The 14,877-nt window shown below is 61.4% G+C and carries 15 protein-coding genes; 6 read left to right on the top strand and 9 right to left on the bottom strand.

All coding sequences use genetic code 11. From position 1 onward, the window contains the following. Window positions 1–5 precede the first annotated feature (5 nt). Window positions 6–752: an SDR family oxidoreductase gene (locus M8997_RS16965; RefSeq protein WP_250015896.1), complete on the top strand. Its 747-nt coding sequence runs from the start codon at window positions 6–8 to the stop codon at window positions 750–752. An 88-nt stretch (window positions 753–840) separates the two neighbouring features. On the opposite strand, the gene M8997_RS16970 is transcribed toward M8997_RS16965, so the two are convergent. The 7 genes from M8997_RS16970 to M8997_RS17000 all read right to left on the bottom strand — a co-directional run bounded on the left by M8997_RS16970 (window position 841) and on the right by M8997_RS17000 (window position 7,187). Then, window positions 841–1,653 carry a type II secretion system protein GspK gene (locus M8997_RS16970; protein ID WP_250015897.1) on the bottom strand — a complete coding sequence of 271 codons (813 nt, stop codon included), beginning with the start codon at window positions 1,651–1,653 and terminating at the stop codon, window positions 841–843. A gap of 103 nt (window positions 1,654–1,756) precedes the next feature. Further along, window positions 1,757–2,317 (bottom strand): A24 family peptidase, encoded by a 561-nt coding sequence (locus M8997_RS16975; RefSeq protein WP_250015898.1) that lies wholly within the window; start codon window positions 2,315–2,317, stop codon window positions 1,757–1,759. Further along, window positions 2,314–4,395, bottom strand: a complete 2,082-nt coding sequence (gene gspD / locus M8997_RS16980; protein WP_250015899.1) for a type II secretion system secretin GspD — start codon at window positions 4,393–4,395, stop codon at window positions 2,314–2,316. Before gspD ends, M8997_RS16975 begins: the two co-directional genes overlap by 4 nt. A gap of 202 nt (window positions 4,396–4,597) precedes the next feature. Further along, window positions 4,598–4,849, bottom strand: a complete 252-nt coding sequence (locus tag M8997_RS16985) for a DUF1007 family protein (protein WP_250015900.1) — start codon at window positions 4,847–4,849, stop codon at window positions 4,598–4,600. A 13-nt stretch (window positions 4,850–4,862) separates the two neighbouring features. After that, window positions 4,863–6,140, bottom strand: coding sequence for a TRAP transporter large permease subunit (locus M8997_RS16990; protein WP_250015901.1), 1,278 nt, complete (start codon window positions 6,138–6,140; stop codon window positions 4,863–4,865). Beyond that, a complete protein-coding gene (locus tag M8997_RS16995) occupies window positions 6,137–6,682 on the bottom strand; it encodes a TRAP transporter small permease (protein WP_250015902.1) in 546 nt (181 codons plus the stop codon). The genes M8997_RS16990 and M8997_RS16995 overlap by 4 nt, the downstream gene beginning before the upstream one ends. A 214-nt stretch (window positions 6,683–6,896) precedes the next feature. Next, window positions 6,897–7,187 (bottom strand): DUF1330 domain-containing protein, encoded by a 291-nt coding sequence (locus M8997_RS17000; RefSeq protein ID WP_250015903.1) that lies wholly within the window; start codon window positions 7,185–7,187, stop codon window positions 6,897–6,899. Window positions 7,188–7,397: 210 nt separating this feature from the next. On the opposite strand from M8997_RS17000, the gene M8997_RS17005 reads away from it, so the two are divergent. The 5 genes from M8997_RS17005 to M8997_RS17025 all read left to right on the top strand — a co-directional run bounded on the left by M8997_RS17005 (window position 7,398) and on the right by M8997_RS17025 (window position 11,580). Next, window positions 7,398–8,207: an IclR family transcriptional regulator gene (locus tag M8997_RS17005; protein ID WP_250015905.1), complete on the top strand. Its 810-nt coding sequence runs from the start codon at window positions 7,398–7,400 to the stop codon at window positions 8,205–8,207. Between the two features lie 86 nt (window positions 8,208–8,293). Further along, the gene (locus M8997_RS17010; RefSeq protein ID WP_250015907.1) at window positions 8,294–8,878 is read left to right on the top strand and encodes a DUF2796 domain-containing protein; all 585 of its coding nucleotides are present in this window, start codon (window positions 8,294–8,296) and stop codon (window positions 8,876–8,878) included. A 1-nt stretch (window position 8,879) separates the two neighbouring features. Beyond that, window positions 8,880–9,602 carry an ABC transporter ATP-binding protein gene (locus M8997_RS17015; protein ID WP_250015910.1) on the top strand — a complete coding sequence of 241 codons (723 nt, stop codon included), beginning with the start codon at window positions 8,880–8,882 and terminating at the stop codon, window positions 9,600–9,602. Beyond that, window positions 9,599–10,855, top strand: coding sequence for an ABC transporter permease (locus M8997_RS17020; RefSeq protein ID WP_250015912.1), 1,257 nt, complete (start codon window positions 9,599–9,601; stop codon window positions 10,853–10,855). The genes M8997_RS17015 and M8997_RS17020 overlap by 4 nt, the downstream gene beginning before the upstream one ends. Continuing rightward, window positions 10,852–11,580 (top strand): DUF3299 domain-containing protein, encoded by a 729-nt coding sequence (locus M8997_RS17025; RefSeq protein ID WP_250015914.1) that lies wholly within the window; start codon window positions 10,852–10,854, stop codon window positions 11,578–11,580. The genes M8997_RS17020 and M8997_RS17025 overlap by 4 nt, the downstream gene beginning before the upstream one ends. Window positions 11,581–11,701: 121 nt before the next feature. On the opposite strand, the gene M8997_RS17030 is transcribed toward M8997_RS17025, so the two are convergent. Further along, complete coding sequence (locus tag M8997_RS17030; protein ID WP_250015916.1) at window positions 11,702–13,387, bottom strand: GspE/PulE family protein; 1,686 nt, start codon at window positions 13,385–13,387, stop codon at window positions 11,702–11,704. Window positions 13,388–13,468: 81 nt separating this feature from the next. After that, the gene (locus tag M8997_RS17035) at window positions 13,469–14,869 is read right to left on the bottom strand and encodes an NAD(P)(+) transhydrogenase (Re/Si-specific) subunit beta (RefSeq protein ID WP_250015919.1); all 1,401 of its coding nucleotides are present in this window, start codon (window positions 14,867–14,869) and stop codon (window positions 13,469–13,471) included. Between the last annotated feature and the right edge of the window lie 8 nt (window positions 14,870–14,877).

Raw genomic sequence — 14,877 nt, forward strand, 5'->3', positions numbered from 1 at the left:
ATTCCGTGAGACCTATTGTAATCGTGACGGGTGCGAGCCACGGCATCGGTGCCGCAACGGCTCGGCTGTTCGCCGCCGAAGGCTATGATGTTTGCATAAACTATCTTTCGGACACCGCCGCAGCGTCCAAAGTCGTCGAGGCGTGCGAGGCCACTGGCGCCCGTGCCATCGCCGTGCAGGGAGACGTGGGCAAGAAGGAGGATATCCATGCGCTGTTCAGCGCCTGCGACGAAAAACTTGGGCGAGTGACCTGCCTGGTCAACAATGCCGGGATCATTGGCAAAGCCGGCAGGATAGAGGAACTCCAGCCTGCGGTGCTGGAATCCGCTTTCAGGATAAACGTCTTCGGCGTCATGTACTGTATACAGGAGGCCGTGAAGCGCATGTCCACCCGCCGGGGCGGCCAAGGCGGGACGATCGTGAACATGTCGTCGCTGGCCGCCTTCCTCGGCAGCCCCAACGAATATGTCCACTACGCCGCCACTAAGGGGGCAGTGGAATCCATCACCTTCGGCGCTGGCAAGGAGCTGGCACCCGAGGGCATCCGCGTCAACGCCATCCGTGTCGGGACCACCAACACGCGGATACACACGCAAGGCGGAAATCCCGAGCGCCCAGCCAGGATTGCCGCGGCAACGCCCATGGGGCGCATCGCGGAGCCCGAGGACATCGCGCGCGCCGCCCTGATGCTCGCATCTCCTGGCTCCGGTTTCATGACAGGCACCTTGATCACGGTGGCTGGGGGGCTCTGATGCTCTGCGATCGGGAAATCTCACAGAGGAGTGTCGGGTTGACCCGGCACTGAAGCCGGGATGCCCGACTGCTGGCACCGCGAGCATTTCATTCCAGCTCGATTGCCGCGCGACGCCAGTCAAGCACTCTATAGGGTGCCTCGTCCACGTTCGATACAAGTATCAATGCCTCGAAAGATTCACTGTAGCCCGACTGCAGGGTCGTCTTGAGCTCGACGCGCCAGCTGGGTGCCTGCGCCGACGTGTTGAAGGTCACCCCCGCCAGCGACTGGTCGAGTTGGTCGCGCGACAGGCGGCCGGTGTGGAAATCCTTGATCGCCTTTAGCGCCGACGGCGGCAGGCCGGGAATGTCGCCCAGCAGTCCGTCATCGAGCGCTTCCAGGCGAACGCCGGGCAAGCCGGAGGAGACGGTGACATAGGGTTCGATGCCGATGGCGATGGCGGGTGTCATTCCCGGGAAGGCGGCGAGCTCGGAGACCGTCTGAAACAGCTTTGTGTCGTTTCCGGCCTGCTGAGCGGAACCGGCCGGCTGTCCGTTCTGCGGTGTCGGCCCGGCGCGGCGGCCGATGATCCTTGTCGCCAGATCGTCCGCGATTCCGGGAGCGGCGCCCCCTGCTCGCAACGCGCCAACGATGAGCGGCCGCTCGGCGGTGTTGAGATCGATCCGCAACGCCTCATTTCTCACGGAGATGGAAGCGATCCCCGCCGGCAGGGTGATCGTGGAAGATATCCGATCGTTCAACGTGCGCACGCCGTCGGGCGGGCCCGCGCGGATCTCGGCGGCTGCCTGCGACAGCCCGGCTTCCGCCAGAATGCGCGCCGATGCCTTGTCTTCCGTGATGCGCACACTGGCCACGACCCCGGTCATCTGCACGCGAAGGACAACAGCAAGGAATCCCAAGAAAATCAAAATCCACAGGACGCTGACGAGGATTGTACCCCGCCGGCTCGTTGACGAGTTCACGCCCACTGCCGCAAGGCCCTCCCCGGCTCAAACAATGTGGTCACCATACGATGGGCAGCCACGCCCACACGATCACCAGGGCCGGCGCGAGGAACGTTCCGAATGGAATCTTCGCAGCGGCCCGCAACGGTCTGCGCAAGCGCATCGCCCGCAGCGCGATGAAAATCAGCGCGGCCGATGCGGCAAGCATGATCTGAACCCCGGTCCCGGAAATCCCGACGAGCAGTGCCGATGCCCCAAGCAGCTTGATATCGCCCATCCCGAGCCCGGTCTGCCCGCGCAGGCGCTCGTAAAGCATACCGAACAGCCACAGCGCCCCTCCCAGCATCAGAGCGCCTTCGGCCCGAACGGTGAGCGCTTCGGGGTCTCCCGACGCGGCAAGCCACTCGGCAAACCCGACAAGGGGGATGCCCAGCGTGTAGTGGTCGGGAATGAGCATCGTCGCCAGGTCATGAACGGTGATCGCCGCCGCCAGCAGGCACAGCACGGCCCAAGCCGCCAACATATATGTGGTTCCCCCGACGATTGGCGGGAATGTCACTGCGGCGACGACGGACGCCACGATTGCGATGGCCCGCGGCCGCGCCACGAATATCTTCATTCGATCATTGTCTTGGCTGGCCGCCGTAGCGGCATGTTCTTGGACGGCTCGTTCATCAGCCGCAGCTCCGACCGCATCTGCTCAGCCACATGTTGAGCATCCAGGCTGTCGCGGATGACCTGCGTGCGGATGAGGATGATGAGTTCGGTGCGAGTCGCGGAATTCTGGTTGGATCGGAACGCGTCGCCGATCAGCGGAAGGTCGCCGAGCACTGGCACACCGTCGCGGCCGCGCTGCTGGCGCTCGTTGATCAGGCCGCCGAGCATAACGGTCTGGCCGCTTGTGACCGATACGGTCGAACTGACCTTTCGTTGCGATATGGTCGGCGTCAGCGACTGCGCCTGGCTTCGCTGCACGGAGCTGATTTCCTGCTGGATGACGAGGTTGATCGTGCCGTTGCCCGTGATGCGCGGCAGGACGTTCAGGATGACGCCGGTATTGCGGAACTCGACATTGTTGACGACCGGCGCCTCCGGGTCGGTCACCGATTGCGCCGTGCGTGTGACGATGGGGATCTCGTCACCGACCTGTAGCACGGCCGGCTTGTTGTCGAGCACCACCACCGAGGGCGAGGAAAGCACCTTGACTTCGGCAACGCCGCGCAGGGCGTCGATGACGACGCGCGGCTCGGTTTCGGGGCCGAGCAGCAGGTTGAAGCCCGGGAGGGTCCTGGACAGCACAGCCTTGCCTGCTTCCTTGACCAAGCCCCCCGAGCCCTTGTCGCCGCCCAGGCCGAGATCGTTGGATTTCAGGAAGAACTGCACGCCATAGCGCAACTCGTTGGTCAGGGTCACCTCGGCGATCGTCGCCTCGATGGCAACCTGCTCCTGCGGGCGGTCGAGCGCGACGAGGGCCTGTTCGATGAGCCGCTGCTGGTCCGGCCTCGCATAGACGAGAATGGTGTTGTTTTCCGGGTTCGCAGTGATGTGCACGCCGCCCTGGGACGAGTTCGTGTTGCCCGCCGCCGGAGCCGGCGTTTCGCCGCCTGCGTTCGGCAGTTCATCCGCCATGCGCTGATCCGGCGTCGCAACGGCCGGCTGCGAACCGGTTGCTCCCTGATTCTGGCCGTCGGCCTGTGAGCCAAGCGAAAACTGCGAGCCGGGCGGAAACTGCGAGGCCGGATCTTCCGAAGCCGACGATGCCGAGCCGCCGTTGAATATCTCGTTGACCATCGATGCAAGGCGTCGTGCCTGCAGATGCTGGACCTTGTACACACGCAAATTGGCGGCAGCCGCGTCGAGCCGGTCGAGCCGCTTGATCCAGCTCGCTGCGCGCTGCAACTGGTTGCGCGTCTTCGCCACCACCAGAATCGCGTTGCTGCGCTCGATCACCTGGACCCTGATCGTGTTGCGGCCGCGACCGCCCTCCCCGATGTCGAGCACGCGGTTCAGCTCGGGCATCATCGCCTCCGCGCTCGAATTGTTGACGGGGAAAATACCGACCGACTGGTCCGCCATCCAATCCTGATCGAAGGACCGTGCGGCCTCGATCGCCGCAGTCCGCTCCGTCGCCGTCCCCTGAAAGATCAGCGCGTTGCCGCCCGGATCCTCGCGCACCATGCCTGCACGGGCGACGAAGTTCTCGAGCAGCGGAAGGATCGTGCTGGCGGCAACGTGCTTCAGTGGCAGGACCGTTGCGCCATAGCCGGGCTGGATGGTGGTGCCCCGATCGAGTTCAGCTGCTCCGAGTGCTTCGTTCGCAGGCATCAACCGCAAACGGTCGCTTTCGCGCACCATGGCCACGCCGTTGCTGCGCAGCGCGGACTCGAACATGCTGAGGATTTCCGGGGCCGGCATAGGCTTCGACGTCGTGATCGAGACGCGCCCGGCTACCCTTGGATCAATGGTATAGCTGATGCCGAGCACTTCACCGAGAACGGTTCGCGCGGCCACCTTGATCTCGGCTTCGTCGAGATTGACCTCGAACTCGCCGCCGCTCAAGCGCTCGAGCGACTTGCGCTCGCCGGCAGTCAGTTGCTGTGCGTAGCCATAGTAAACTTCACCCTGTCGGTTGTTCTGCGCACGGCCCAGGCCGAGCTTCGACAGAAAGCCACCGCCGGAAGGCTTGCGGGCACTCAAATCTGCGTTAGCGACCTTGTCCAGGAGGTCTGGCCGCGCGGCAGTCTCTCCAAGATAATCACTCGTGGAGGTGCATGAGGTCACCAACGCCAAGGTGCAGGCCGCCACGCAGCTGCGAATCCACACGAGGTAGCCATTTGAAGCGCCGCCTTGCCGACCTACCCTCACCTATACCCCCCACCCCAGCTTCGCGTCTGGCGCCTCAAAAAAGTTCCGTTCTATGAAGCGCTCGCAATTCACAAAGCATGCTTTCTGCTTCCGCTTGGGCGCCGCAAACCTCGTCGACGCCGGTCAGATCGAGGTAGGAGAAGGACCCGGACTTGTGCAGCAATTCGACATTGACCTGCGCCCGCGGCCGCAACTCCTTCCGCGTCAGGGTCCCGCCGCCGTCCCCGTCGAGACCCCGTGTTGCATGAGCGGAAAAGCCGTCGTCGAATGTCCCGTCCAGCTCCACGACGCCCCGATCCTCAATGCAACCAGGACGCTGGCACTGTCACCAATGCCGGGAACAGAATCAGCAGCAAAATGAGGATCATCTGGGTCACGAGGTAAGGCATGGCACCCTTCGTAGCCGCCTCCATTGAAACTCCGCTGACTCCGCACACCGTGTTGAGCACCGTCCCGACAGGAGGCGTGATCAGGCCGACCGCATTGACCATCATGAAGAGGACCCCGAAATAAACCGGGTCGATCCCGGCCGCATTGACGAGCGGTATGAGGATGGGCACCAGAATGGTGATGCAGGGTGCGAAATCGAGCGCCGTGCCGACCACGAAGACTGCCAGAACGATCATACCCATCAGCAGGATCGGCGAGTCGATGAACGGACCGAGGAGACTGACAAGCTGGGCGGGCAGATTGGAAATCGTCAGCATGAAGCCGGTGATCATGGAGGCTGCCACCAGCAGCATAATCACTGCCGTCAAGCGACCGGCGGCGAGCAGCGCGTCATAGAGCAGCCGCGGTGTCAGCTCCCGATAGACAAAGAGCCCCACGAACAGTGCATAGGCGGCGGCAACGACGCCGGCCTCCGTGGGAGTGAAGATGCCGAACCGCAGTCCGGCCAGGATAATCACCGGCATCATCAATGCCCAACCGGCGGTCATGATGGTTTTCGGGAGATCCCTGCGCGGCAGTTTGAGCCGAACCGTCGCTGTTTCCTTGTTGGAGAGGAACCACCAGACCACCATGAGGCTCAGCCCCATCATGAGCCCTGGCACGATTCCGGCGAAGAATAGGCCGGCGATGGAAATGTTGGCGGTAACGCCCAGGATGATGAATCCGACAGAAGGCGGGATAATAGGGGCGATAATGCCTGTCGCCGCCATCAAGCCCGAGGCTCGACCCATATGGTATCCCCCGTCCCGCATAAGGGGGACCAGCATGACGGCCAGCGTCGCTGTATCCGCGATTGCGGAACCGGAGACGCTGGCAAGCACTAGGCCCGTGCCGATGACCACGTAACCGAGGCCGCCACGTATGTGACCTACGAGCGCCAAGGCGACGTTCACGATACGGCGGGAGAGGCCGCCAGCGTTCATGAGTTCGCCGGCAAGGAGAAAGAATGGGATCGCCATCAGCGGATAGCTGTCCGCGCCATTGACCAGACGCTGTGCCAAAATCTGCGCATCCAGATTTCCCATCAGCATCATCATGGCGACCGCCGACAGCATAAGGGCGAAGGCGATAGGAACTCCGATGGCCATCGCACCGAGGAGGGAACCGATGAATACCAAGCTGGTCACGGGGTTTTCTCCGAAATTTGCGCGAGTGACACCTCCAGTTGAGACGCAGCAGACTCTGCTCCCGACCATGGGGCGGGCAGGATGCCGCGCAGCGCGCGCCACAGATCAAGTAGAAGAATCGCGGCCATCAAAACGGCGGCGACGAGCCCAGCGGCGAACGTCAGTCCGACGGGAATTCCCGACAGTGCAGCGACGTTGCCCCACTCGATGATGGTGAGTGACAAGCTGCCCTTTGCCATGAGCCAGCAGCACCAGAGCATCAGGCCGTATGAAACGAGAAAGCAGGCGAAGCGCGCCCTTTGAGGCAACCGGACAACCAACGACTCGACGCCGAGATGCGCTCCCTTGGCCAACGCCACCACTGATCCCATAAAGATGACCCAGACGAGGACCACACGGGAGACTTCAACAGCAAACGGAATGCCTGAACTGAAGCCGTACCGCAGCACGACATTGGTGAAGATTAAGATGCTTATGACGGCCATGCCGACGACTACGAAGACGTCAAAAACCTTGAAAAGCCACTGTAACGGTGTGGTCATAACTGCTCCCGAAAAAGTTGTGCGCGCATACATCGATCCTCGCGGCACACTGACGAGAATTCGCAGACCGTGAGCGGGGGGCCTCCAGCATGCTGGACGGGCATAAATACCCAATCGCGTGATGATGGCCTGTCCTGCTCATCCGGTCGAACAGCGCAAGGGGTAATGCAACGATCCCTCCATCAGACAGGAGGTCTCGGGCGAGCTTCCGTGGTCAGACACCTTCGACCACGGCCAGATGTGCCTTGGCATGCTTCTCACGGGCCTTGATCGCCGTCTGATACTCGGGAGAGTTGTAGCAGGCGAGAGCGGTCTCGTAGTCCTTGAACTCGATTACCGCTAGACGGTTCGCGTGCGGGCCCTCCATAACCTGGCTCGTTCCCGCACGAACGACAAAGGACGCCCCATACTTGTCGAACGCTGCCTTGTTCAAGGCAATGTATTCCTTGTACCCTTCTTGGTCTGCAATATCGACCATTGCAACCCAGTACCCTTTTTTGGACATTTGCTCTCTCTCCCTACAGAAACTCCCGCGCCCACTTGCAGAAGGTACAGACGGTCCGATACGTTCACTTTCGGTACACGAGTTTGCCGTTGATCCTCCTCGATCACACGGCTAGAAACGAAATCAGGAACGTTGACTACAATATGGACACCTTGTCCAATATTGTGTAGTATCACGATGTTCCGTTGTCAAGCTTGCAAGGAGACGCGTATGAGCCGCAGTGACAGTCAGGACGAAACCGATGCGAGTACCCCTACTCACGTGCAGGGAGCGGCTTCGTTCTCGAAGTTCATGACCGTGCTGCAGACCATCGCGGATGCCCCCGGAACACTGGACATCGCCCAGCTGACAAAGCGCGCGCGATTCCCCCGGGGGACGGTCTACCGCCTCGTTTCGGCGCTCATGGCGGAGGGGCTGATCATCCAGTCGGGAGATGGCGGAACGTTTCACCTGGGGCCGCGCCTCCTCCAGCTTGCTGCCAAGACCTGGGAGGATTCCGACTTGCGGACGATCGCAAGGGATTTTCTGGTATCGCTCCGCGACGCAACGGATGAGGCCGTGCACCTTGCGGTGCCCAGTAACAACAGGATGGTCTACATAGACAAGTTGGTAGGCTCCAACAGGGTCCAGATGAAAACCAGTATCGGTGGCCAGGTCGAACTTCACTCCACATCCGTGGGTAAGGCGTGGCTGTCCGGCCTGCCGGACCAGCGCCTGCTGGAAGTCCTCAAGGGCCTGGATTTGAAGCGCCATACCGCCAAGACGTTCACGACACCCGAAGCGCTGTTCGACGAATTGAAGTTGACCCGCGAGCAAGGGTTCGCATTCGATGACGAGGAGAACGAACCAGATATCCGCTGTTTCGGCAGCCCGATCTTCAATCGTCTGCGGGAACCGATTGGAGCGGTAAGCATCAGTATGCCCGTATATCGGTACGACGAGCAGCGCCACGAGCTCTGCGGAAGGCTGGTGCGTGAGACGGCGAAACTGATCAGTACCGAATTGTCCAGGATGGTGTAGCGACCGGGGGTGGCAAGCGTATATCGCCACCAATCGCGTACTGATTGTCCTTGGCTGCCAGTGATCATGTAGATTTGGAGAGAGAGATGGGATCGCATCACCACGCCGGGATATTATTTGCCGCTGGCATATTTATTTTTGTTTCGGCGGCGCACGCGGAGGAAGAACGTCGAGAACTTGGTCCGCATGTCCATGGACACGGGACATTGGCGATCGTCATCGAGGACAACAATGTTCAGATGGAGCTCTCCGCCCCCGGCATGGATATTGTCGGGTTTGAATACGAAGCCGAAACCGCCCGGGAGAAGAAAGCCGTGGAGGCCGCGCTCACCGACCTGAAGGAGCCGTTGAAGCTCGTCGTCCTGCCCGAACCTGCGGGCTGCACCGTCACCTCCGCCGACGTTAAAATCGTCGTGGAAGACCATAAGGTCCATGACGCTGTGGCGGAGTCTGACAAGACAGCGGAAACCGAAGAGCACGCGGGTCCTCACACGGAGTTCCGAGCAACTTACGCTCTCGCCTGCGCGGAGGCTGCCAGCATCACGTCGATCTACTTCCCTTTCTTCGATCGCTTCTCCGGATCCGAGAAACTCGACGTGACGGCCATCAATGCCAATGGGCAGACCGCCTACCAGGTGACGCGCGAGGTGCCCCGTCTGGAAGAAATGTGAGATGAACCTGGAAGGGGCGACAGACGCCGTGCGCTTGCGCGGCGTCGAATTCAAGTGGAACACGCGAGACGCGTTTGGTCTCTCAATCAGCGAGTTTCAGGTTCTCCGCGGCGAGCGTCTCCTGCTGCTTGGCGCATCCGGCAGCGGAAAATCGACGCTGCTCAGTCTGCTGACCGGCATCGCATTGGCGCAAGCCGGAAACGTGGAAACACTTGGTCAACGGCTTGATAAATTAGGCAGCAGTGAACGCGACCGGTTTCGGGCGGAGCATTTCGGCATCATCTTCCAGATGTTCAACCTCCTCCCCTATGGCGCCGTCATCGACAATGTGCTGCTGCCGCTCAGCTTTGCACCGCAACGTCGCGCACGCGCAACGGCCGCTGGCGGCACCGACAGCGAAGCCCGGCGCCTCCTGTCGGCCCTGGGACTTCCGGCGGATATCGGGCGGCAGACAGCGTCCACTTTGAGCGTCGGCCAGCAGCAACGCGTCGCGACGGCACGGGCGCTTATCGGCTCGCCCGAGATTATTGTCGCCGACGAGCCGACATCGGCTCTCGACGACGATCGGCAGCAGGACTTTCTCGACCTGCTGTTCCGTCAGATCGACGCCACGAATGCAACCCTGATCATGGTCAGTCACGACCGGCGCCTGGCGCAACATTTCACCAGAGTGGTCGAGGTCAACGACATTCTGAGAGCGTCGAAAAGCGGAGCCCGAGCATGACTGTCGCACGTCTCGCTCTGCAATCGCTGCGTAACCGCTGGGTTACCGTGACGCTCACAATTCTCGCAATCTCGGTCAGCGTCATGCTTCTGCTCGGTGTCGAGAAAGTGCGCAGTGGCGCGCGAGACAGCTTTGCCGGGACCGTGTCTGGTGCGGATCTGGTCATTGGCGCGCGATCGGGTGGCATGCAACTCCTTCTCTACTCGGTGTTCCACATTGGCAACGCCACCAACAATGTCACCTGGCGCAGCTACGAAGACATCGTTTCGCGCCCGGAGGTAGCCTGGGCAATTCCGCTTGCCCTTGGCGACAGCCACCGTGGCTTTCGCGTTATCGGGACGACACCGGACTATTTCGCGCACCTTCAGTATCGCGGCGGCCAAACCCTGAAGTTTGCCGCCGGCGCAGCCTTTAATGACCTCTTCGATGTCGTCCTCGGCGCGGACGTCGCGAGCCGGCTTGACTATTCGATCGGCGACAAAATCACCGTAGCGCACGGCGTGGGCTCCCTTGGGCCGCAGCATGACGACCTCCCGTTTCGCGTGTCCGGCATTTTGGCGCGTACCGGCACGCCGGTGGATAAATCACTCCATGTCAGTCTCAAGGCTATCGAGGCCATTCATGTCGACTGGCGGTCTGGTTCGCGGATCCCGGGACTAGCGACGACGGCCGACCGTCTGCGGCAGATGCCGCTTCCTCCGAGGGCGATAACCGCGGCCATCATCGGCTTGAAGTCGCGCCTGCAAGTCATTGGATTTCAGCGCACTGTCAACGAGTACAGAGCTGAACCATTATCAGGCGTCATGCCCGGCGTGGCTTTGCAGGAGATGTGGGGACTGATCGGCACCGCCGAGACCGCATTGCTGGGCGTGTCGGCCATGGTCGTCGTGACCTCGATGCTCGGTTTGTCGGCGATGATCCTGTCGACGCTCAACGAGCGACGTCGTGAAATCGCAATATTGCGTTCGCTGGGGGCGAGACCCGGCACGGTCGCAGGACTTCTCGTCGGAGAGGCGACACTGCTGACGGTGGCGGGGATCGCAATCGGTACCGCCGCGCTTTATGCGGTCCTGGTGGTGGCCCGCCCCATTATTGACAGGCAGTTCGGCATCGACATCGGCGTTCAGCCTCCATCCACGACCGATGCTCTGTTGCTATTGGCAATATTGATCGGCGGAATGGCCGCCGGTGTCCTGCCGGCATACGGTGCCTACAGGATGTCGCTCGCAAATGGCATGAGGATGAGAACATGATCACTTCCAGATTTTTCTTCTGCAATGCGAGATCGATGGTCCACTGCATCGCTCTCGTCCTGGCTGTTTTGGGTCTTGGCTGCGATGCGGCATTCAGTGAAGGCGCTACCCAGCTGAAATGGGAGATGCTGGTGCCGTCGACAGAGCCGCTGGCAAATTTCCCGCAAGAACTTCCCATTGAGCAGCAGGAGGCCTTGAGAAATGTCCTTTACTGGAAAGGTCACCCGTCGGGCGAATTGAGCGAAGAATTTGCCCTTCAGCGCGACGAGGCCAAAAAAAGGGTCGACGCCGACAGGGAGAAACTCGCAAAGCAAGGCGTCGATCTTGACGCGCTTTACGAACGATATGCGATCTGGGCTGGAGAAACCGAGAGGCGTGGAACCCTCACCGAGAAGAAGCATGACGGCAAGCGGGTCGCCATAGCCGGCTATCTTCTGCCCTTGGATTTTGATCCAAAGGGTACCACCGAATTTCTGCTCGTCCCTTATTTCGGTGCTTGCATCCATGAGCCGCCGCCGCCGCCGAACCAGGTGATCTATCTGAAAGCCTCCGCTCCATACGCACCCACGAGTCTGTTCGAAGGTGTGCTGATAACAGGAACAATGCGAGTACAATCTGCAAAGAAAGACCTCTCCTTCGTCGACGGTTCAAGCAAAGTTGCTTCGGGTTACGTCCTGGAGGGCGAAACCATCGAGCCCTATCAACACGAAGAAGGCGGGCAATAGTGGCCAAGTTCTGCAGGAGGCCGTAGCCGTCCGCGGTCAGAGGCTGGCACGAAGGTCGAGTTGATGGTGTATCCACTTTCGACGACGTTCAATCATCCCGCGCGTCGGTGGGTGGATGCGCTCAGCGAAACCCGGTGACCCTGAGCACCTCCGCCGGAGAGGTGAGACCTTGCCCAGCCTTCCTGGCAGCGTCATGGGCCATCGTGCTCATGCCCCGCTCCAGCGCGAGCGCTTCGATCCTGGAGTGATCTGCCCCTTGTGAAGCGAGTTCCGTGATCGCCTCGTCAAGGACGAGGATCTCGAACACGGCGATGCGGCCGCGATACCCTGTGCCGTTGCAACGGCCGCAGCCCACAGCGTTGTACACTTTCTGGCCTGGCGCGAACCCGACAGCCTGGTAGCGCGTGTCGGAGGAAAAAGTGTCGGGCGAGAGAATTCCTTCCTGCTTGCAGTGATCGCACAGCCGCCGCAGCAGGCGCTGGGAGATGATGCCCCGTACGGCGCCGACCAGCAGATAGGTCTCGACACCCAGGTCGCGCATGCGCGTGAAGGCCGCTGCCGCGGTGTTCGCGTGGACGGTAGTGAGTACGAGGTGTCCGGTGAGCGCTGCCTGGACTGCGGCCCGTGCGGTCTCGCCATCGCGTATCTCGCCGACCAGGATTACGTCGGGATCCTGACGTACGAACGTTCGGATCGCCGACGAGAAGGTGATGTCGATCGCCGAGTTGATCTGCGACTGCACGATGCCGGGGATCTGGTACTCGACGGGATCCTCGATGGTAACGATCTTGCGGCTCGGATCGTTGAGCTTTGAGAGCGCTGCGGCGAGCGTCGTCGTCTTGCCGCTGCCGGTCGGGCCCGCGACGGCGATCATTCCATGGGTATGCTCAAGCAGGCGGTTCAGCGTCTGTTGTTCCTCCTCGTCCAGGCCTACGCCCGCAAAATCCAGCAGGGCGCTGTCGCGGTGCAGGATGCGCATGACGACGGTCTCACCATGGATGGCGGAGAGGGTAGCAACACGCAGTTCGACTTCGCGGTCACCTATGGGAAGGCGCATCGCGCCATCCTGAGGCTTGCGGCGCTCGGTGATGTCGAGGCCGGCGAGAACCTTGATGCGCGACACGATCGCATCGCCCATTTCGTGCGGCGGTGAAGGCATGATCCGCAAGACACCGTCAATGCGGAAACGCATCACGAGCCGTCCGCGCATCGGTTCGAGATGGATGTCGGTCGCCCTCAGGTCGAGCGCGCGCCTGAAGATGTCGTCAACGATAACCACGACCGGCGCGCCGCTCGCGAGATCCCTCAGACTTGCAATAGCCGCTTCGGAGGTTGCTCCTTCGCCGGTGACCTGGGCAACATCCTGGGTGCCGGAAAGGCGTTCCAGGCAGGATTCCAGGTCGGGTGCGGGAACTACGCAGACCTCGACGTCACTATCCAGAACGGATCGCAGCGCCTCTATCGGATCTGCGTCTCCGGGATGGAGAACCCCTATGACGGCGCTCCCGTCAGGCGCCGTGAGCGGCGCGATCCAGTTCTCCACAAGAAATCGGTTTGAGAGGTTCTGCGCGGCGGGCCTGTAGTCGGCGAGTTGCTGCCGGTCGAGAAGCCGCACGCCATAATAGGAGGACAGGAAGCCTGCGAGGGCATCGGCATCGACGATCTGCGCTTCGATCAGGCGGTGCAGGTCGGAGGCTCGCGAGGCCGTACTTTCACCGAAAAGGCCCCGTGTTGCCTCGCGGCTCGCCAGTCCGGCATCGGCCATGGACGACAGGAGCGAGTGTGAGTCTGTATGTTGCAGGTTCATCGAACTTACCCGACTGCGCCGCGTTGGAATGAGCGGGCTTGGAGTGACTGGAACCTTTCCCGCTTCATCGCCTTGCCGAGCTCAGTGATCCATTGCCTTGACGATACCCTCGGTCATCTTCTTGGCGTCGCCAAGCAGCATCATCGTGCCGTCCTTGTAGAACAGTGTATTGTCGATGCCAGCATAGCCGGAGCCGAGCGAGCGTTTGACGAAAAGGCAAGTGCGAGCCTTGTCGACGTCGAGGATCGGCATGCCGTAGATCGGCGAGGTCTTGTCGTCGCGCGCCGACGGGTTGGTGACATCATTGGCGCCGATGACGTAAGCAACGTCGGCCTGCGCGAACTCGGAATTGATGTCCTCCAACTCGAACACTTCGTCGTAGGGCACGTTGGCTTCGGCCAGCAGCACGTTCATGTGGCCAGGCATGCGGCCGGCGACCGGATGAATGGCGTATTTCACCTCGACGCCATTGGCCTTGAGCTTGTCGGCCATTTCGCGAAGCGCGTGCTGCGCCTGCGCCACCGCCATGCCGTAACCCGGCACGATGATGACCTTTTGCGCGTTCAACATCAGGTAGGCGGCGTCGTCTGCCGCGCCCTGCTTGACCGAACGCTCGATGCCGTCGTCGCCAGCAGCCGCGGCCGCGTCACCGCCAAAACCGCCGAGAATGACCGAGATGAAGGAACGGTTCATGCCCTTGCACATGATGTAGGACAGGATCGCGCCGGACGAACCGACCAGCGCGCCGGTGATGATCAGCGCGAGATTACCAAGCGTGAAGCCCAGTGCAGCCGCGGCCCAACCCGAATAGGAATTGAGCATCGAGACGACGACCGGCATGTCCGCGCCACCGATCGGGATGATCAGGAGAATGCCGAGCAAGAGCGACAGGACAACGATCATCCAGAAGATCGTGGTCGACTGCGTAGTGACCATCAGGACGACGAGAACCACGAGCGCAATCGCGATGCCGGCGTTTAATACGTGGCGCAACGGCAGCATGATCGGCTTGCCGGACATGCGCCCGTCGAGCTTGAGGAAGGCGATGATCGAGCCTGTGAAAGTCACCGCGCCGATAGCAACGCCGAGACTCATTTCGATGATCGCCTGGGTGTGGATGGCGCCGACAAGGCCGATGCCGAAGCTTTCAGGCGCGTAGACAGCTGCCGCTGCCACCAGAACGGCGGCAAGGCCGACAAGGCTGTGGAAGGCGGCGACGAGCTGCGGCATCGACGTCATGGCAATGCGGCGCGCAGTGATCGCGCCGATGCCACCACCGACCAGCAAACCTAGCAGGATCAGCGCGAAGCCGGTTGGCGACGGAACTGCCAGAGCCAGGGTCGTCACGACGGCGATCGTCATGCCGACCATGCCGTAGACATTGCCCTGACGGCTGGTCGTGGGATGCGACAGGCCGCGCAGGGCCATAATGAACAGTACCCCGGAGACGAGGTAGAGGAAGGAGGCGACGTTCTGGCTCATGCGTTTTG

Source organism: Phyllobacterium sp. 21LDTY02-6 (assembly GCF_023554255.2).
GTDB lineage: Bacteria > Pseudomonadota > Alphaproteobacteria > Rhizobiales > Rhizobiaceae > Phyllobacterium.